Genomic DNA, 17,344 nt, shown 5'->3' on the forward strand with positions numbered 1-17,344 from the left:
GTTGCCGTTTTTAGTGTTTGCTCCCTCTCCCTGTGGGAGAGGGTCGGGGTGAGGGCATCAGGCCGCACTATTCGTTGTTAAAGGAAATCCCATGCACACTACCCACCGCACGTTTGCTCTCGCCAACCTCGCCGTCCACCGCATTACCTTCGACCCCACCACCTTCACCGACGCCGATCTCCTCTGGCTTCCGCATCACGCGCAGCTCGCTGATGCCGGACGCAAACGCAAAACCGAGCACCTGGCGGGTCGTATCGCCGCCGCGCACGCCTTACCGGATCACCCCATTCCCGGCATTGGCACCAGCGGCGAACCGCTCTGGCCGGACGGTATTTCCGGCAGCATAACCCACAGCGGCACGCAGGCCATGGCGGTCGTGGTCCGTGAGCGACAGGCGCTTATCGGCATCGATTGCGAAGCGATACTTCCCGAAAACGAAGCCAGAGAAATAAAGGATGGGGTCATCGATGTGCAGGAAGAGCCTGTGCTTTCCCGCTCGGGATACCCGTTCGCCCTTGCACTGACGCTGGTGTTTAGCGCCAAAGAGAGCCTGTTTAAAGCCCTCTTTCCACGGGTGCAGGCTTATATGGGGTTTGACAGCGCCCGGGTGACAGAGCTTGACGATAAGACGCTTACGCTGGCGTTGACTCGTCAACTGGCAGGCTTTAACGAAGGCGCAGCCTTCACCCTTCACTGGCAACAGCAGGGTGAACAGGCGATCACCCTGCTGTCACGCTCTCCTGCCGACGGGCCTTCACGCTGGTGACCCCGAACGTCACGATAAACACCATTGCGAACAGCACTACGATGGTCGGCGCAGGCGCGCTGTCGAGATAAAACGACGCATATACACCGCTTACCGACACGAGGGCTGAAACGGCGACCGCGACCAGCAGCGCCATGTGGAAGCGTCGGGTGATCAGCACCGCCACCGCACCGGGGGCAATCAGCAGCGAAATCGACAGAATAATCCCCACCGCCTTCAGCGTCGCCACGATGGTTAGCGAGACCATGCACAACAAGCCGTAGTGCAGCCAGCGGGTGCGCAGCCCGCTCGCCTGCGCCTGCTGGTAATCAAAGCAGAACAGCAGAAAGTCGCGCCACTTCAGGCCAATCACCAGCGCGATCAGCCCCGCCACGATCCCGCTTTGCAGAATGTCCATCCCGTTAATGCCCAGCATATCGCCGAACAGAATGTGGTCGAGATGCACCTCGGGTTTGACGGCGATATAGAGGATCAGGCCCGCGCCGAACATGCCGGAAAACACGATCCCCATGACCGTATCCTGCTTGATTCGGCTGTTATCCTTCAGGTATCCGGTGGCGACCGCGCAGAACAACCCGGCCACAAACGCCCCCAGCGCCAGCGGCAGGCCCATCATCCACGCCAGCACCACGCCGGGAAACACCGCGTGGCTCATGGCGTCGCCCATCAGCGCCCAGCCTTTCAGCACCAGAAAAACCGACAGCAGCGCGCAGGGCACGGCCACCAGGAGTGAAATCAGCAGCGAGTTGTTCATAAACGCAAACTGGAAGGGTTCAAGGAGCAGCGCCATCATGGGTGTGCCTCCTGCGCGAGACGTGCGCGACGGCGGCTGGCGAGCAGCCCGTGCTTCGGCGCAAAGACGAACGCCAGCAGGAACAGCAGCGTCTGGGCCACGACAATAATGCCGCCGGTCGCGCCGTCCAGATAGTAGCTGGCCCACGCGCCGAGGAAGCTGGTGATGCTGCCAATGGCGACCGCAATCATCAGCAGGCGCGGAAAGCGGTCAGTCAGCAGCCACGCGGTCGCGCCGGGGGTGACCACCAGACAGATCACCAGAAACGCGCCGACGGTTTGCAGCGCCGCCACGGTAGAGACCGCCAGCAGGGTAAAGAAGAGGATTTTCAGGCGTTCAGGACGCAGGCCGATGGCGCGGGCGTGGTTCTCATCAAAAAAGGTTACCATCAGATCTTTCCATTTGAACAGCAGGATAACCATCGACACCACGCCGATAATCGCCAGCTGGACGATATCCTCCGGGGCGATAGCCAGAATATTGCCGAGCACGATGGTCTGAATGTTCACCGAGGTCGGGTTGAGCGAGACCATAAACAGCCCGAGCCCGAAAAAGGAGGAGAAGATCAGCCCGATGATGGCATCCTCCTTCAGGCGGCTGCGCTGGTTGAGAAACAGCATGCTGCCCGCCGCCAGCCCGCCCGACAGGAACGCCCCCAGCGAGAACGGCAACCCGAGCATGTAGGCTCCCGCCACGCCGGGCACAATGGAGTGCGACAGTGCATCGCCGATCAGCGACCAGCCTTTAAGCATCAGATAGCAGGAGAGAAACGCGCACAGCCCGCCCACCATCGCCGAGACCCACATCGCGTTGAGCATGTACTCGTAGCCGAAGGGTTCGAGAAGCGCGTTCATTTTGCCTCCTGTCGGTGCGTCACGAAGGGGCGTTCATCGTCGGTAATAATGCGATCTTCCGAGCCGCTGAGCACCACGTGGCGCAGCACGCCGCTAAAGGCGCGCTCGAGATTTTCGGCGGTAAAGGTGGTTTCCGTCGGGCCGCTCGCCAGAACGGTGCCCTTGACCATCACCGTGTAATCACAAAACTCCGAGACCGAGCCCAGGTTATGGGTCGAGACCAGCATCGTTTTGCCCTCGTCGCGAAGCTCGCGCAGCAGGCTGATGATCCTGGCTTCGGTTTTGACGTCCACGCCGGTAAACGGCTCGTCGAGCAGGATCACCTCACCCTGCTGGGCAATCGCCCGGGCCAGAAACACGCGCTTCTTCTGCCCGCCGGACAGCTCGCCAATCTGCCGATGGCGTAGCTCGAGCATATCCACGCGCTTCAGGGCGTCGGTCACGATTTGTCTGTCGCGATCTTTGGGCCGACGCAGAAACCCCATGTGCCCGTAGCGGCCCATCATCACCACATCTTCGACCAGCACCGGAAACGACCAGTCAACCTCTTCCGACTGCGGCACGTAGGCGACCAGGTTCTGGCGCAGCGCCCGGTGAGGCGGCAGCCCCAGAATGGTGATAGTGCCGCTCGCCGCCCGCACAAAGCCCATCACCGCCTTGAACAGCGTGGATTTGCCGGAACCGTTCACGCCAACCAGGGCGGCAATCGATCCGCCCGGCACGCTGAACGACGCGTCGCGCAGCGCCGTGTGGCCGTTGCGGTAGGTCACGGTGACGTCTGAGACAACAATCCCCTCGTGCATGGTTACTCCTTCATGCCGTCACGGATGCCCTGCACCAGCGTGCGGGTGGTGACGTTCAACAGATCGATATAGGTCGGTACCGGGCCGTTTTCCGCGCTCAGTGAGTCGACGTACAGCACGCCGCCGTAGTGGGTGTCGGTTTCCCGCGCCACCTGACGCGCGGGCTTATCGGAGACCGTGCTTTCGCTGAACACCGCCGGGATATGATGTTTTTTCACATGGTCGATCACCTTGCGCACCTGCTGGGGCGTGCCCTGCTGATCGGCGTTGATCGGCCACAGGTAAAGCTCTTTCATCCCCAGATCCCGCGCCAGATAGGAGAAGGCACCTTCGCTGGTTACCATCCAGCGCTTGTCTTCCGGGATCTCCGCCACTTGCTTACGCAGCGGTTCGAGAGTGGCGGTGATCTTCTGCTTGTAGGCGTCGGCGTTGCGCTGGTACGTCTGCGCGTTGGCCGGATCGTACCTCACCAGCGCGTTGCGGATGTTATCGACGTAAATCAGGGCGTTGTCCGGCGACATCCACGCGTGCGGGTTGGGCTTGCCGTTATACGGCCCCTCGCCGATCCCCATCGGCGTAATGCCGTTAGTGACAATCACTTCCGGCACGCCGTTCAGGTGCTGATAAAAGCGCTGGAACCAGAGCTCCAGATTCATGCCGTTCGCCAGAATCAGCTGCGCCTTCTGTGCGCGTTTGATATCGCCCGGAGTGGGCTGGTACTCGTGAATTTCAGCGCCCGGCTTAGTGATTGACGTCACGTCTGCGGCGTCACCCGCCACGTTTTTCGCCATATCAGCGATAATGGTAAAGGTGGTGATAACCTGAAACTTTTCAGCCGCCAGCGCGCCGGTCGTGGTCGCAGTCATGAGCAGCGCGCCGAGCAACAGACGCGTCAATCCTTGCCGTGGGTGCATCGCAGAAGTCTCCTGAGGTGATTAAATTCAAAGCAAAATTAGCCTGTGCTATAAGGTATAGCACAGGCTATATTTAAATGAAAATGGTTATCATTAAAGTTGTATCAACCTAGACTGTGAGGAGGAATTTTTAGGAAATGTGCTTTCTTTTTTCTCTCACGGTCAGGAGTATTATTTACGGCCAATACCCATGCTAACAAAAGGGAATTGACATGCCGGTTAATGAAAGAATTCATCCCACTTCAGGAACCCCGATTAATCTGGGCGGGATCCGACAGCTCACAATTGGTGAAATCGCCCTGGCGAAGACGCTTTACGGTTACAGCATCCGTTATCATCTGGTGTGGGTACACAGGGAAAGCTATCTTCCTTTTAATCTGCAACCCGTTGATGTGGCGATGAGTCCCAATGGGGAGATGTGGTACAGAGAGGAAACGTATTCGCCGGATTTTTCGCTAGAAGATGACATTGTTAAAAAACATCGATTCATGCATGAGATGATGCATGTCTGGCAAACTCAAAAAGGGATGTTTGTCAGAACAAGAGGCTTATTCTCAGGCATTGCTGACTATACGTATAATTTAGATAAAGCAGATTTACAGCACTATGGGTTAGAACAGCAGGCATCTATTGTAAGTGATTACTGGCTATTGAAATACTTTGGTTTGGAGAGGAATGAAGAATTATTACAATACAGAGACTTAAAACTTAGGGAAAGCTTGTATTTCCTTCTGCAGAAATACAAAAATGTCTTAAAGGGATTTCCAGGATGAAAAACATATTTTTCATTTTTATCCTCTGCATTTTAATCACTGGATGCCCGGGAGGTAATCGCGCCCCCCAAAATAGATTTACATTTATTAATGGTAACCGCCTATGTTTTAGCATAGATAAAAATGACGTCCTGAACTTTTACACTATTTATTCAAGTAAAGATCATAAAATCACTATCGTAACAGGGTCGGGATATAATAATTTAGGCATCTCCTACCCGGATACATGTTTAAATATAAAATGGGAAAATGGTCGTACTTACGTTATTCATTACGGATTAAACAATAAAAAATATGTACACCAATTCGATGTCGATAATAACGGAAAACAAATCAACTTAGGAGAATTATAATGTCATTACCCGCTTACTTATTTCTCTACGATGAGAACGGAATGCAGGTTCAGGGCGACTGTATGATGCCAGGCCGGGAAGGTGCTATCGAAATTATGAACAGCAGTTACGGCATAAAACAGGCAGTGGACAGCCATACCGGGAATATGACAGGAACACGGCAGCATGATCCCGTTACCGTGCATAAGCAATTAGATAAAGTGAGCCCTTATCTTGCCGTTGCCGCCTGCGAGGGCAGACGGCTGCTAAAAGCCATTATCAAATATTATGAAATTGTTGAAGCGGGAGCAGAAAGGGAGATCTACACCATTACGCTTGATAGCGTAGTGATCTCATCTCTGGATTTCACGCACGTTTATTACCCAGGCAGCTCAGCCCCGAATATGCATGAAGTTGTTGGGCTTCGATTCCGCGGCATCCAGTGGAATTATGTGAAAGGCAATATTCTTTATGGCGATGCATGGATGAAACCAGCTCAGAAAGAGAAGAGTAACGCATAATTTACCTGGCTCATAAAGATCAATGCATGCTGCCGCTCAGAAACGGCGATCCAGGCATTCCCTGGATCGCCTGGTTAATCTTAAGCGCTACCCTTTTCCACTTTCGTTCACTGGCAAATCCCCCGTATCAATTAACGCTCCCGGAAACGTCTCCAGCCACTTCATCATCTTCAGTTTGTTGGTATACGTTGCACTGACACCTTCCAGACAGCCCCACAGCTCACGGGAATTTTGCGGCGTAATCACAATACAATCCGGCATCACGCGGATCTTCACTGCAATGCCCGCCCTGAACCCGGCGCGGGTTAACCACTCACCGGATAACGGAAGATGGTTGCGCTCCATTCGGGTATAAAGCTCAACGCAGGCAGAATCCGCCTCTCCTCTTTCGTGCAGATACGCAGAGTGGATCGGCTCGTCGTGCAAGGCCCGGATGCTCTTTTTGCGTAGCTTCTCGCGATTTTCTTGCTGAATAGCTAATTCTGCATTTTCTGTTTGGGCAATAGCCCGCTCTGGCATAGAATTCTTCGCAGCCATAATCAACTCCCTTTTAGTTGTTTGTGGTTAGCGGTATGGAGGTGGTCGCACACCTTTGTACCGCGATTCCTTTTCTTACCTTTTTACATATGCTTCTGAACTCAATTGGTGGATTAACAGTCGCTATTATACTGCTATGGATAAATGTACAGGGGATTAATAATTAAGGTTGTGTGGGAAATGCGAGATAGCTCGAGGAAAGTTAATATATTTATCTCCGCCTTAATATCACCATGACGAATCTATCAAAATCCAAAAATAACCCTAGTCAATATAACTATCAAATAGAGGGTGATATTACCATCACCCTCTGCGCTTAACTAACGATATTTCCGAGAATAATTTGTTTTGATTACTGTATTGATGTAACTGTTCAGTCCCTGCCCTGCTGAGGCGAGTTCTTTCAACTTGCTTACACCTGCAGCGCCCGGTTTGACAGAATCGTAAACGTAATTCATTCCATCGCTAAATCGAACTATAATTGAATCATGGGTGGTTTCATAAAAAACCACGCCAGAATCACCACCTTTATTAGAATAAGCTGGCATATTTTCATCCTCATTTGATCGCAGCAAAAATGTCTGCCAGGACGTTATATGCCTAAAATGGCAGTTCTTTCTTGAACCAGATCATTAATCTATTAATAAAATGCATATAAAAATTATTAACTCTCGCGAGACTATCAATTATTGCATTACATCTAGCATCCAAAAAATTCCAATAACGTCTGAATAATTTGGTGCTGTAATATCACTCCCCAGCAAGCGCTCTGAAAAAGGCAGGATTCTCCCGAATCACATTCAGCACTTTCGCCGCCAATCCCGTTGGGTTACGGCGTTTCGACTCCCAGCTTTTTATCGTATCAACGCTCGTACCAAGCGCCTTCGCCATCTCACTTTGCGTGACATTGAGCTGTTCTCTGATTGCGCGAACATCTGCAACTTCATAGCGAGTTACTCTGGAGGCTGCTTTCCTTCCGCTATGGATCTCAACAGCCTCTTCGAGTGAAGATTTTAACTCATCAAAGATACTCATTGTCAGCCTCCGCCTGTCTAATTGGAGTACATAGTACACCTTTCATTTACGGCATTGGAAGCCGTATTTTTCAGAACAGAAGTAAGTTTTTTAAGTTCTGCTTTCTCTGCCTCATTCAGGTTGTCCCTGGTGCTTTTTGGATATGCCATGATGAAATAGATCACCTCTTCCGTGGCCAAAAAGTAAATCACTCTGGCACCGCCTCTCTTTCCCTTTGAGCCTGCCGCCATCCTTATCTTACGTAAACCACCCGTCTGCTGGATTAGGTCGCCTTTATCAGGCCAGGCAATGAGTTCCTTTTGCAGATCCTTTAATTCATCATCCGTAGCAATGCTTTTAATCTGCCGGGTAAAGAGAGATGTTTCGATAAACTCTATCGCGTGACTCATCCATGGTTCCTTCCCTAATCGCAGCAATAACCTGAAGAAATCAGGGTCAGGCTCTTGCTGCATAGTTACTCTTCCTTGAGCAATATTGCGCCATGAAACTGTATTTATATACAGGCTAGAGGTATTTTAAGAATCCGTTTAGACATCCGGGAACATCACGCTATTCCCCGGCGCTTCCCTGTGCAGATGGATAAAGTTCAGGTGCCGTTCATACTGGTCCAGAATGTCCGTAATCACCTGCTCCTTGCTGTAATCCATCAGATCATTCCCCTGGCTCCCTTCCAGCAGGAAGGTCTCAAGCCGGTAGTAGGTCGATTTCCCGCTGCGCGCCCGGTAGGTAAAACCGGGTACCGAGTACTGCTGCGGCCAGATCTGGTAGACAAAGTTCTGCTCGTCGCCCATGTGCACCAGCAGATCCAGGTGTCCCAGGGTCTCGCCTTCCTCCGGTGGCAGGTTTTTCAGCTCCACGTAAGCACCACGTAGCTTCAGCTCCTGCGCTACCTCTTCCATCGCCGGGAAGCAGACCGTCTCCATCATCTGTTTGGTATAGCGCGTGCCCGGGTAGTTCATCAGGCGCGACAGACGTTTCTTCCAGCTCAGCCTGTCCTGCGCGCCCATCGGGCGCGGCGCGGTGTCGCGGCTGGCGCTGACGCGGCGGTAGTCTTCCACCTTGAGGGACTTATACAGCCCGGCCATGACGAAGAAGATGACGAAGCTGAACGGTAGCCCCATTATCACCGTGGTGTTCTGCAGGGCGGAAATACCGTTGGTCATCAGCATGCCGAGCGTCAGCAGGCCGATGGCGACGGACCAGAAGATGCGCAGCCAGTTCGGCGCGTCGCTGTTGATGTCCTTGAGCTTCGAGGTGAAGTTGCCCAGCACCAGCGCGCCGGAATCCGCCGAAGTAACGTAAAACAGCAGGCCGGTAATGGTCGCCACGGACGCACTGAAGGTAAACGCCGGGTACTGCGCCAGCAGGCTGTAGAAGCCGCGCTCCGGATGCACCATCGCTTCCTGCGCAAAGGTGGCATTGCCGTGAATGATCTCGTGCAACGCGCTGTTGCCGAACACCGACAGCCACAGCAGCGTAAAGGTGAACGGGATAATCAGCGTGCCCATCACAAACTGGCGGATGGTGCGGCCACGCGAAATACGCGCCAGGAACAGGCCGACAAACGGCGACCACGCCACCCACCACGCCCAAAAGAACAGCGTCCAGTTGTTCATCCACTCCACCGGGCGGTCAAAGGCGAAGCTGTTCAGCGTCATGCCCATAAAGCGGTTCACATAGTCACCCACGTTAAGCACTAAGGCATTGAGCAGGAAAGAGGTGTCGCCCATAAACAGCACAAACAGGATCAGGCCCAGCGCCAGCGCCACGTTCAGCTCGGACAGCACGCGGATGCCTTTGTCCACGCCAGAGGTCACCGAAATGGTGGCGATAATGACGGAGAGCGCAATCAGCGCCGCTTTCGCCGCCATCGAATCCGGAATATCAAACAGCACGCTCAGCCCGTAGTTGAGCTGCACCACGCCGATACCGAGCGTGGTCGCGATACCGAAGATGGTGCCGATCACCGCCGCGATATCGACGCTGTGACCAATCGGTCCGTTTATCTTTTTTCCGAAAATCGGGTACAGCGCGGAGCGAATGGTGAGGGGCAAATTATAACGATAGCTAAAGTATCCGAGCGCCATGCCCATCAGGGCGTACATCGACCAGCCGGTCAGGCCGTAGTGGAACAGCGTCCAGACCATCGCCTGGCGCGCGGCCTCCATCGTCTGCCCTGCCCCTTCCGGCGGCTGCATATACTGCGTGACCGGTTCGGCCACGGAGAAGAACATCAGGTCGATGCCGATGCCGGCGGCAAACAGCATCGCGGCCCAGCTCAGCAGGCTGAACTCGGGTTTTGACTGCTCAGGGCCGAGCTTTACGGAACCGAAGCGCGAGCAGGCAATGCAGACCACGAAGACGATATAGAGCGTCGCCGCCAGCAAATAGTACCAGCCGAAGGTCTTCGACACCCAGTTCAGGGTGCGCCCAATCCACTCGGCAGAAAAATCACGAAAGAAGATCGTCGTCAGGGAAAACAACAAAATCAGCCCGGCGGAAGTATAAAAAACAACCGGATTGATTTTGTCTTTTTCTCTGTCCTGTGAAAGGTCTGTCATCCAGTATCCCCACTGTTTTTGTAACTATTAAAATCCAAATCCGCAACAATTAAGACACATTTTATATTGAACGTCCAATCAAAAACCGCTTTAATGGTTAACCAACGCTGATGAATGGAGTGGCAACAATGCCCAAAGTGGGGATGCAGCCAATCCGGCGCAGGCAGCTTATCGACGCCACGCTGGAAGCAATAAATGAAGTGGGAATGCATGACGCGACGATCGCGCAGATCGCCCGTCGGGCGGGCGTTTCCACGGGGATCATCAGTCACTACTTCAAAGACAAAAATGGTCTGCTGGAAGCGACCATGCGCGACATCACCGGCCAGCTGCGCGATGCGGTATTGAGCCGCCTGCACGCCCTGCCGAACGGCAGCGCGGAGCAGCGCCTGCAGGCGATTGTTGGCGGCAATTTTGATGAGACCCAGGTCAGCAGCGCGGCGATGAAGGCTTGGCTGGCCTTCTGGGCGAGCAGCATGCACCAGCCGATGCTCTACCGCCTGCAGCAGGTGAGCAGCCGCCGCTTATTGTCAAACCTGGTGTACGAGTTCCGCCGCGAACTGCCGCGAAAACAGGCGCAGGAAGCGGGCTACGGGCTGGCGGCGCTGATTGACGGACTATGGCTGCGCGCCGCCCTGAGCGGCAAACCGCTGGATAAGACGCTGGCCCAGTCGCTTACCTGCCACTTTATCAGCCAGCATTTACCGACCGATTAACCGAGGAGAATTTATGTCCCGAATGGCAGAACAGCAGCTTTATATCAATGGTGGTTATACATCGGCCACCAGCGGTCGCACCTTCGAGACCATCAACCCGGCCAACGGTGAAGTTCTGGCGACCGTGCAGGCCGCCGGGCGCGAAGATGTCGACCGCGCCGTGGAAAGCGCACAGCGCGGGCAGAAGATCTGGGCGGCGATGACCGCCATGGAGCGTTCTCGCGTTCTGCGCCGCGCCGTCGATATCCTGCGCGAGCGCAACGAAGAGCTGGCGAAGCTGGAAACCCTCGACACCGGTAAAGCGTATTCCGAAACCTCAACCGTAGACATCGTCACCGGCGCGGACGTGCTGGAGTATTACGCGGGGCTGATCCCGGCGCTGGAAGGCAGCCAGATCCCACTGCGTGAGACCTCGTTCGTCTACACCCGTCGCGAACCGCTGGGCGTGGTGGCGGGCATTGGCGCGTGGAACTACCCGATCCAGATCGCCCTGTGGAAATCCGCCCCGGCGCTGGCGGCGGGCAATGCGATGATCTTCAAGCCGAGCGAAGTGACCCCGCTCACCGCGCTCAAGCTCGCGGAGATCTACACCGAAGCGGGCCTGCCGGGCGGCGTGTTTAACGTCCTGCCGGGCGTGGGCGCGGAAACCGGCCAGTTCCTGACCGAGCATCCAGGCATTGCCAAAGTCTCCTTTACCGGCGGCGTCGCCAGCGGCAAAAAGGTGATGGCCAACTCGGCGGCCTCGTCCCTGAAAGAGGTGACGATGGAGCTGGGCGGTAAATCTCCGCTGATTATTTTCGACGACGCGGATCTCGATCTCGCGGCAGACATCGCCATGATGGCCAACTTCTTCAGCTCCGGCCAGGTGTGCACCAACGGCACCCGCGTGTTCGTGCCCGCGAAATTTAAAGCCGCGTTTGAGCAGAAAATCGTTGAGCGCGTGGGCCGCATCCGGGCGGGCGATCTGTTCGATGAAACCACCAACTTTGGCCCAATGGTCAGCTTCCCGCACCGCGACAGCGTGCTGCGCTACATCGCCAAAGGCAAAGAAGAAGGCGCGCGCGTGCTGTGCGGCGGCGACGTGCTGAAGGGCGAAGGCTTTGACAGCGGCGCGTGGGTTGCCCCGACCGTGTTTACCGACTGCACCGACGAGATGACCATCGTGCGCGAGGAGATCTTCGGCCCGGTGATGTCCATCCTCACCTACGAGACGGATGAAGAAGCGATCCGCCGCGCCAACGACACCGACTACGGTCTGGCGGCGGGGATCGTCACCACCAACCTGAACCGCGCCCACGGCGCCATTCATCAGCTCGAAGCGGGCATCTGCTGGATCAACACCTGGGGTGAATCCGCCGCAGAGATGCCGGTTGGCGGCTACAAGCACTCCGGTATTGGCCGCGAGAACGGGGTGATGACGCTCCAGAGCTACACCCAGGTGAAGTCCATCCAGGTTGAGATGGGTAAATTCCAGTCCATATTTTAACCGGGAGGTTTATTTGCAATTTGACTACATCATTATCGGGGCCGGCTCTGCCGGCAACGTACTGGCAACGCGACTGACCGAAGATCCGAACACCACCGTCCTGCTGCTTGAAGCGGGCGGGCCGGATTACCGCTTTGACTTCCGCACCCAGATGCCCGCCGCGCTGGCGTTCCCGCTGCAGGGCAAGCGCTACAACTGGGCGTATGAAACCGAGCCAGAGCCCTTCATGAATAACCGCCGCATGGAGTGCGGGCGCGGCAAAGGGCTGGGCGGCTCGTCGCTGATCAATGGCATGTGCTACATCCGCGGTAACGCCATGGATCTGGACAACTGGGCTAAAGAGCCGGGCCTGGAGCACTGGAGCTATCTCAACTGCCTGCCCTACTACCGCAAGGCCGAAACGCGCGACGTGGGCCCGAACGACTACCACGGCGGCGACGGTCCGGTGAGCGTCACCACCTCTAAGCCGGGCGTGAACCCGCTGTTTGAAGCGATGGTCGAAGCCGGCGTGCAGGCGGGCTACCCGCGCACTGAGGATCTCAACGGCTATCAGCAGGAAGGCTTCGGGCCAATGGACCGCACGGTGACGCCGCAGGGTCGACGCGCCAGCACCGCGCGCGGCTATCTGGACCAGGCCAAAAAGCGCCCGAACCTGACCATCCGCACCCATGCCATGACCGATCGCATCCTCTTCGAAGGCAAACGCGCGGCAGGCGTCGAGTGGCTGGAAGGCGAAAGCACCATTCCGTCCAGAGCGACGGCGAATAAAGAGGTGCTGCTGTGTGCAGGCGCGATCGCCTCCCCGCAGATCCTGCAGCGCTCCGGCGTGGGCAATGCCGAGCTGCTGAAGCAGTTCGATATCCCGCTGGTGCATGATTTACCCGGCGTGGGCGAAAACCTGCAGGATCACCTGGAGATGTATCTTCAGTACGAATGCAAAGAGCCGGTCTCCCTCTACCCTGCCCTGCAGTGGTGGAACCAGCCGAAGATTGGCGCAGAGTGGCTGTTTAACGGCACCGGCGTGGGCGCGAGCAACCACTTCGAGGCGGGCGGGTTTATCCGCAGCCGCGAAGAGTTCGAGTGGCCGAACATTCAGTACCACTTCCTGCCGGTGGCGATTAACTACAACGGCTCCAACGCGGTAAAAGAGCACGGTTTCCAGTGCCACGTCGGCTCCATGCGCTCGCCGAGCCGCGGGCACGTGCGGATCACGTCACGGGATCCTCACCAGCACCCGGCAATTTTGTTCAACTATATGTCTCACGAGCAGGACTGGCAGGAGTTCCGCGACGCGATCCGCATCACCCGCGAGATCATGCACCAGCCGGCGCTGGACAAATACCGTGGCCGCGAAATCAGCCCGGGCATTGACTGCCAGACCGACGAGCAGCTCGACGAGTTCGTGCGCAATCACGCTGAAACCGCCTTCCACCCGTGCGGCACCTGCAAGATGGGCTATGACGAGATGGCGGTGGTCGACGGCGAAGGCCGCGTTCACGGGCTGGAAGGGTTACGCGTGGTGGATGCGTCAATTATGCCGCAGATCATCACCGGTAACCTGAACGCCACCACCATTATGATTGGTGAGAAAGTTGCCGACGCCATTCGCGGGCGCGAGCCGCTGGCGAAGAGCACGGCGGCGTATTACGTGGCGAACGGCGCGCCGGTTCGTCAGATAACGCAGAAGGCATAATTGTCACGCCCTCTCCGTAAAGGAGAGGGTTTTCACTATTAAAGCGCGGGTAAACCGTTGCTGTAACCTATAAGAATTAACTATTACCCTGCAATACGTTTTATTATTTAAAACAGTGTTGACACTCTCTCCTGAACTCCATTAAGTTTTAATCGAAGAATATTTATCCCGACATATACAATATATTCAAATCCAGAATGAAGGGATTTGTCATTATTCTTTCATTCTTCCCTGCCTTTTATTTTCTGAATCACACAACAGTGAGATAAGATCATGAATAATAGTGCAAACAAGGTTGTCGTTATCACCGGTGCCAGCAGCGGGATTGGTGAGGCCATTGCCCTCCATTTAGCGAATAACGCGTTTTCGCTGGTGCTGGTGGCGCGCCGCCTGGACAGAATTAATGCCCTCGTGGACAGGATAATCCAGCAAGGCGGTAAGGCCATCGCCGTTAAGGCTGATGTGACCCGTCAGGACGAGGTTCAGCACGTAATTGACGCCGCCATCGCCGCCTACCAGCGCGTGGATGTGCTGATCAACAACGCTGGTTTTATGGCTATCGCCCCCCTTAGCGAGCTGAAAACCGACGAATGGGACAAGATGATTGATACCAATCTGAAAGGCGTGCTGTACGGCATCGCTGCTGCATTGCCGGTGTTCCAGCGTCAGGGAAGTGGGCACTTTATTAACGTTGCTTCGGTGGCGGGCATCAAGGTCCTGGCTCCCGGCGGCGTGGTGTACAGCGCGACAAAATTCGCCGTTCGCGCGCTAAGCGAGGGTCTGCGCCAGGAAGCCGGTAAAACGATTCGCACCACGCTTATCTCTCCCGGCGCTGTCGACAGCGAGCTGCAGTTCGGCAGCTCTGACGAAGAGAGTAAAAAATTTCTTCATGAGTTTTATAAGCAGGCTATTTCGGCTGACGCGATTGCCCGCTCCGTTTTATTTGCCATCGAACAGCCTGGCGACGTTGATATTAATGAAATTGTTGTTCGTCCGACGCAGGAAGAATTTTAGCATGCGTTAAATAATACTGAGTGAGGTGTCATTATGATTAAATCACTAACGTCCTTATCAGATTTAAATATGCGTTCGGGCGCCGATATTCTCCTTGAAGTGCTGGAGAGTGAAGGCGTGGAATATATTTTTGGCAACCCCGGCACCACCGAACTTCCGCTCATCGATGCTCTGCTTCGTCATGAAAATATTCACTATATTCTGGCCCTCCAGGAGAGCAGCGTGGTCGCCATTGCTGACGGCTATGCGAAAGCCTCCGGCAAAACCGGTTTTATCAATTTGCATACCGCCAGCGGTCTGGGACACGGCATGGGGAATCTCATAAACTCGCGGATCATGAAAACCCCGCTGGTGGTCACCGTCGGGCAGCAGGACACGCGGCACTACGTCCGCGACCCGCTTCTGTATGATGACATTGTTTCCATTGGTTCCCCGGTCATGAAATGGGCGCAGGAGGTCACCAGCGCCGACCAGCTCCCGGTGCTGGTGCGACGCGCATTTCACGCGGCCAGCTATCCTCCGGCAGGCCCGGTCCTGCTCTCTCTGCCGATGAACGTCATGGAAGAACTGAGCGACGCCGGGATACAAACGGCGTCCAGAGTGGACTATCACACCGTCGCGGGCTCGCTCGACGAGCTGGCGCAGGCGCTGAGCGAGGTCACCCCCGGCAGGATCATGATTGTGGCGGGAGATGAAGTTCACTCCAGCGGCTCGACGCAGGAGATTGTTCAGCTTGCCGAAGCGCTCAGCGCCCACGTTTACGGCTCCTCCTGGCCGCTGAATTTGCCTTTTCCCACGCAGCACGCGCTCTGGCGGGGCAACATGCCCACCACCGCAAGTGAAATCGCCAGCATCATCAACGCCTACGATGCCGTGTTTATCATCGGCGGCAGAAGCCTGATCACCATTTTGTATAGCGAGGGCGAGGCCATTCCGGCAACCTGTGCGGTGTATCAGCTCTCGGCGGATATGAACGAGCTTGGCCGCACGTATGCCACTCGCCTCTCGGTGATGGGGGACATCAAGCTCTCTCTGCACGACCTGCTGCCGAGACTTGACCAGCACCGGGCTGCCAGCAAGCTGCGCCACCAGCAATTGCTGGCTCAGGCGCGCGAGGAGCGGGAAAACGAGTGGCGGCAGCAGGAAGAACGCCTGGCCGCCGAACGGCTACGACCGGCTATCTCCCCTATGGTGGCGGCCTGGGAAGTCATCCGCGCCATTCCGGCAGGCACGACAATTGTCGATGAGGCCATTGCCACGGCCAGACACGTCCGCAAGTTTATTTCCGATCGTCAGCATCAGCGGTATTACTTTATGCGCGGCGGCGGTCTGGGCTGGGGGATGCCCGCAGCAGTAGGTCACTCGCTGGGGCTGGGGCGCGAGCCGGTAGTGTGTCTGGTTGGCGACGGCGCTTCACTCTATTCACCGCAGGCACTCTGGACGGCAGCACACGAAGCGTTGCCCGTCACCTTTATCGTAATGAATAACCTGGAGTACAACATCCTGAAGAACTTTATGAAAGGACAGCCGGGCTACAGTTCGACAAAGCTGGGACGTTTTATCGGGATGGATCTGATTAACCCCCAAATTGATTTCCAGTCGCTGGGCACCGCGTTGGGCATCCGCTGCTGCCGGGTTACCCAGGCCGCGGATATCGCCACGGCGGTGACGCAGGGGCTGCAGTCTGGAAAAACCAATTTGATTGAAATTGCCATTTCCGCAGATTGATCGACCGTTTCAGATGTACCCTACACAACACTTATAAACGAAACGCCTCAAGCCGCTTAATCTGCCGCCCTTCGTCGTCAAAATTCTCCGCCGCCAGCCAGGCGCGCAGCTCCGCATCTCTTTGCGGCCATTCGCAGTCAATAATCGAAAGCATATCGCTGTCGCGGTTGCGCCCTTTGCGCACCAGCTTCTGGCGCAGGCGCCCTTCCCAGACAAACCCGAGCCGCTCCGCCGCCTTACGCGACGCAATGTTCATCGAATCACACTTCCACTCCAGCCGCCGGTAGCCGTGTTCGAAGGCATTTTTCAGCAGCAGCCACACCGTTTCAGTGCCGATGCGGGACCCTTTCATTTTGCGCGACCAGGTTACGTGACCAATCTCGACCGACCCCAGCAGCCGTTCGATGGCCATATAGCTCACCAGCCCCACTGCACGTTCGGTGCGTAAATCAATGACGGCAAACGGCACCAGCTCATCGTCCATCACCTTCGCCATGACCCAGTGCGCGGTGGCCTCCACGCTCGCTGGCTGCGTGCTGGCAAGCCACGTCCAGTCGCTGTCGTCGCCCAGGGCATACGCCTCATAGAGATCGGCCGCGTGGCGATCGGCATCCAGTACCTCCAGACGGCAGTACTGGCCGAACAGCGGCGTGCAGGTTAAGACGCGCGCGCCCGTCCAGCCAGGCACGATATCGTTAACGGTTTGACCATGTTGATTGATTTCTGGCACGGCGTTGACTCCCTGAAAGGTAAGGAGTTTGTTATAGCAGGTTAAAAAGCGGGCGAAAAGCAGCGTATTTTAATAGCCCGAGCGCATG

General features: G+C 55.8%; 19 protein-coding genes. 9 read left to right on the top strand and 10 right to left on the bottom strand.

Annotated features, from left to right (window positions below; translation table 11 throughout):
• Positions 1–91: 91 nt before the first annotated feature.
• Entirely contained in the window at positions 92–766 is a 675-nt protein-coding gene (gene entD, locus E3U32_RS08925; RefSeq protein ID WP_134348488.1) for an enterobactin synthase subunit EntD, read from the top strand.
• On the opposite strand, the gene E3U32_RS08930 is transcribed toward entD, so the two are convergent.
• The 4 genes from E3U32_RS08930 to E3U32_RS08945 are packed head-to-tail and all read right to left on the bottom strand — an operon-like array spanning position 720 to position 4,130.
• Entirely contained in the window at positions 720–1,559 is an 840-nt protein-coding gene (locus E3U32_RS08930) for a metal ABC transporter permease (protein WP_134348489.1), read from the bottom strand. The genes entD and E3U32_RS08930 overlap by 47 nt on opposite strands.
• Positions 1,556–2,413 carry an iron/manganese ABC transporter permease subunit SitC gene (gene sitC / locus E3U32_RS08935; RefSeq protein WP_042713805.1) on the bottom strand — a complete coding sequence of 286 codons (858 nt, stop codon included), beginning with the start codon at positions 2,411–2,413 and terminating at the stop codon, positions 1,556–1,558. The genes E3U32_RS08930 and sitC overlap by 4 nt, the downstream gene beginning before the upstream one ends.
• Positions 2,410–3,216, bottom strand: a complete 807-nt coding sequence (gene sitB / locus E3U32_RS08940) for an iron/manganese ABC transporter ATP-binding protein SitB (RefSeq protein ID WP_010428383.1) — start codon at positions 3,214–3,216, stop codon at positions 2,410–2,412. Before sitB ends, sitC begins: the two co-directional genes overlap by 4 nt.
• Positions 3,217–3,218: 2 nt before the next feature.
• Complete coding sequence (locus tag E3U32_RS08945) at positions 3,219–4,130, bottom strand: metal ABC transporter substrate-binding protein (protein ID WP_134348490.1); 912 nt, start codon at positions 4,128–4,130, stop codon at positions 3,219–3,221.
• 212 nt (positions 4,131–4,342) lie between these two features.
• Between E3U32_RS08945 and E3U32_RS08950 the strand changes: the two genes are divergently transcribed.
• The 3 genes from E3U32_RS08950 to E3U32_RS08960 are packed head-to-tail and all read left to right on the top strand — an operon-like array spanning position 4,343 to position 5,756.
• On the top strand, positions 4,343–4,903 hold the full coding sequence (locus tag E3U32_RS08950; RefSeq protein WP_134348491.1) for a type IV secretion protein Rhs: 561 nt from the start codon (positions 4,343–4,345) through the stop codon (positions 4,901–4,903).
• Positions 4,900–5,256 carry a putative T6SS immunity periplasmic lipoprotein gene (locus E3U32_RS23895; RefSeq protein WP_134348492.1) on the top strand — a complete coding sequence of 119 codons (357 nt, stop codon included), beginning with the start codon at positions 4,900–4,902 and terminating at the stop codon, positions 5,254–5,256. The genes E3U32_RS08950 and E3U32_RS23895 overlap by 4 nt, the downstream gene beginning before the upstream one ends.
• Positions 5,256–5,756, top strand: coding sequence for an Hcp family type VI secretion system effector (locus tag E3U32_RS08960; RefSeq protein ID WP_134348493.1), 501 nt, complete (start codon positions 5,256–5,258; stop codon positions 5,754–5,756). The genes E3U32_RS23895 and E3U32_RS08960 overlap by 1 nt, the downstream gene beginning before the upstream one ends.
• An 87-nt stretch (positions 5,757–5,843) precedes the next feature.
• On the opposite strand, the gene E3U32_RS08965 is transcribed toward E3U32_RS08960, so the two are convergent.
• The 5 genes from E3U32_RS08965 to betT all read right to left on the bottom strand — a co-directional run bounded on the left by E3U32_RS08965 (position 5,844) and on the right by betT (position 9,889).
• Complete coding sequence (locus tag E3U32_RS08965) at positions 5,844–6,293, bottom strand: SymE family type I addiction module toxin (RefSeq protein ID WP_134348494.1); 450 nt, start codon at positions 6,291–6,293, stop codon at positions 5,844–5,846.
• Between the two features lie 320 nt (positions 6,294–6,613).
• Complete coding sequence (locus E3U32_RS08970) at positions 6,614–6,841, bottom strand: hypothetical protein (protein ID WP_075203914.1); 228 nt, start codon at positions 6,839–6,841, stop codon at positions 6,614–6,616.
• A 202-nt stretch (positions 6,842–7,043) separates the two neighbouring features.
• Positions 7,044–7,328 (bottom strand): NadS family protein, encoded by a 285-nt coding sequence (gene nadS, locus E3U32_RS08975; RefSeq protein WP_134348495.1) that lies wholly within the window; start codon positions 7,326–7,328, stop codon positions 7,044–7,046.
• A 17-nt stretch (positions 7,329–7,345) separates the two neighbouring features.
• Positions 7,346–7,717 carry a type II toxin-antitoxin system RelE/ParE family toxin gene (locus tag E3U32_RS08980; RefSeq protein ID WP_134348658.1) on the bottom strand — a complete coding sequence of 124 codons (372 nt, stop codon included), beginning with the start codon at positions 7,715–7,717 and terminating at the stop codon, positions 7,346–7,348.
• A gap of 138 nt (positions 7,718–7,855) precedes the next feature.
• Complete coding sequence (gene betT, locus E3U32_RS08985) at positions 7,856–9,889, bottom strand: choline BCCT transporter BetT (protein ID WP_134348496.1); 2,034 nt, start codon at positions 9,887–9,889, stop codon at positions 7,856–7,858.
• Positions 9,890–10,017: 128 nt separating this feature from the next.
• On the opposite strand from betT, the gene betI reads away from it, so the two are divergent.
• From betI to E3U32_RS09010, 5 genes are all read left to right on the top strand, one after another.
• Positions 10,018–10,605 (top strand): transcriptional regulator BetI, encoded by a 588-nt coding sequence (gene betI, locus E3U32_RS08990; protein ID WP_134348659.1) that lies wholly within the window; start codon positions 10,018–10,020, stop codon positions 10,603–10,605.
• Between the two features lie 13 nt (positions 10,606–10,618).
• Positions 10,619–12,091, top strand: a complete 1,473-nt coding sequence (betB, locus tag E3U32_RS08995) for a betaine-aldehyde dehydrogenase (protein ID WP_134348497.1) — start codon at positions 10,619–10,621, stop codon at positions 12,089–12,091.
• Between the two features lie 13 nt (positions 12,092–12,104).
• On the top strand, positions 12,105–13,784 hold the full coding sequence (gene betA, locus E3U32_RS09000; protein ID WP_134348498.1) for a choline dehydrogenase: 1,680 nt from the start codon (positions 12,105–12,107) through the stop codon (positions 13,782–13,784).
• A 273-nt stretch (positions 13,785–14,057) separates the two neighbouring features.
• Entirely contained in the window at positions 14,058–14,798 is a 741-nt protein-coding gene (locus tag E3U32_RS09005; RefSeq protein WP_134348499.1) for an SDR family oxidoreductase, read from the top strand.
• Between the two features lie 33 nt (positions 14,799–14,831).
• Positions 14,832–16,526: a thiamine pyrophosphate-binding protein gene (locus E3U32_RS09010; RefSeq protein WP_134348500.1), complete on the top strand. Its 1,695-nt coding sequence runs from the start codon at positions 14,832–14,834 to the stop codon at positions 16,524–16,526.
• Between the two features lie 31 nt (positions 16,527–16,557).
• Here E3U32_RS09010 and E3U32_RS09015 read toward each other — a convergent pair whose 3' ends face one another.
• Positions 16,558–17,256: a GNAT family N-acetyltransferase gene (locus E3U32_RS09015; protein WP_134348501.1), complete on the bottom strand. Its 699-nt coding sequence runs from the start codon at positions 17,254–17,256 to the stop codon at positions 16,558–16,560.
• Positions 17,257–17,344 lie beyond the last annotated feature (88 nt).

The sequence above is a fragment of the Lelliottia nimipressuralis genome (assembly GCF_004402045.1).
GTDB classification, from domain to species: Bacteria; Pseudomonadota; Gammaproteobacteria; order Enterobacterales; family Enterobacteriaceae; genus Enterobacter; species Enterobacter chinensis.

What these genes read in the sequence shown, in the direction of transcription:
- sitB (WP_010428383.1), bottom strand. Translation starts at nt 3,216, where the DNA reads ATGCACGAGGGGATTGTTGTCTCAGACGTCACCGTGACCTACCGCAAC.
- E3U32_RS23895 (WP_134348492.1), top strand. Translation starts at nt 4,900, where the DNA reads ATGAAAAACATATTTTTCATTTTTATCCTCTGCATTTTAATCACTGGA.
- E3U32_RS08965 (WP_134348494.1), bottom strand. Translation starts at nt 6,293, where the DNA reads ATGGCTGCGAAGAATTCTATGCCAGAGCGGGCTATTGCCCAAACAGAA.
- E3U32_RS08980 (WP_134348658.1), bottom strand. Translation starts at nt 7,717, where the DNA reads ATGAGTCACGCGATAGAGTTTATCGAAACATCTCTCTTTACCCGGCAG.
- E3U32_RS08930 (WP_134348489.1), bottom strand. Translation starts at nt 1,559, where the DNA reads ATGATGGCGCTGCTCCTTGAACCCTTCCAGTTTGCGTTTATGAACAAC.
- E3U32_RS08960 (WP_134348493.1), top strand. Translation starts at nt 5,256, where the DNA reads ATGTCATTACCCGCTTACTTATTTCTCTACGATGAGAACGGAATGCAG.
- sitC (WP_042713805.1), bottom strand. Translation starts at nt 2,413, where the DNA reads ATGAACGCGCTTCTCGAACCCTTCGGCTACGAGTACATGCTCAACGCG.
- E3U32_RS09005 (WP_134348499.1), top strand. Translation starts at nt 14,058, where the DNA reads ATGAATAATAGTGCAAACAAGGTTGTCGTTATCACCGGTGCCAGCAGC.
- betI (WP_134348659.1), top strand. Translation starts at nt 10,018, where the DNA reads ATGCCCAAAGTGGGGATGCAGCCAATCCGGCGCAGGCAGCTTATCGAC.
- E3U32_RS08945 (WP_134348490.1), bottom strand. Translation starts at nt 4,130, where the DNA reads ATGCACCCACGGCAAGGATTGACGCGTCTGTTGCTCGGCGCGCTGCTC.
- betB (WP_134348497.1), top strand. Translation starts at nt 10,619, where the DNA reads ATGTCCCGAATGGCAGAACAGCAGCTTTATATCAATGGTGGTTATACA.
- entD (WP_134348488.1), top strand. Translation starts at nt 92, where the DNA reads ATGCACACTACCCACCGCACGTTTGCTCTCGCCAACCTCGCCGTCCAC.
- betT (WP_134348496.1), bottom strand. Translation starts at nt 9,889, where the DNA reads ATGACAGACCTTTCACAGGACAGAGAAAAAGACAAAATCAATCCGGTT.
- E3U32_RS08970 (WP_075203914.1), bottom strand. Translation starts at nt 6,841, where the DNA reads ATGCCAGCTTATTCTAATAAAGGTGGTGATTCTGGCGTGGTTTTTTAT.
- nadS (WP_134348495.1), bottom strand. Translation starts at nt 7,328, where the DNA reads ATGAGTATCTTTGATGAGTTAAAATCTTCACTCGAAGAGGCTGTTGAG.
- E3U32_RS08950 (WP_134348491.1), top strand. Translation starts at nt 4,343, where the DNA reads ATGCCGGTTAATGAAAGAATTCATCCCACTTCAGGAACCCCGATTAAT.
- E3U32_RS09010 (WP_134348500.1), top strand. Translation starts at nt 14,832, where the DNA reads ATGATTAAATCACTAACGTCCTTATCAGATTTAAATATGCGTTCGGGC.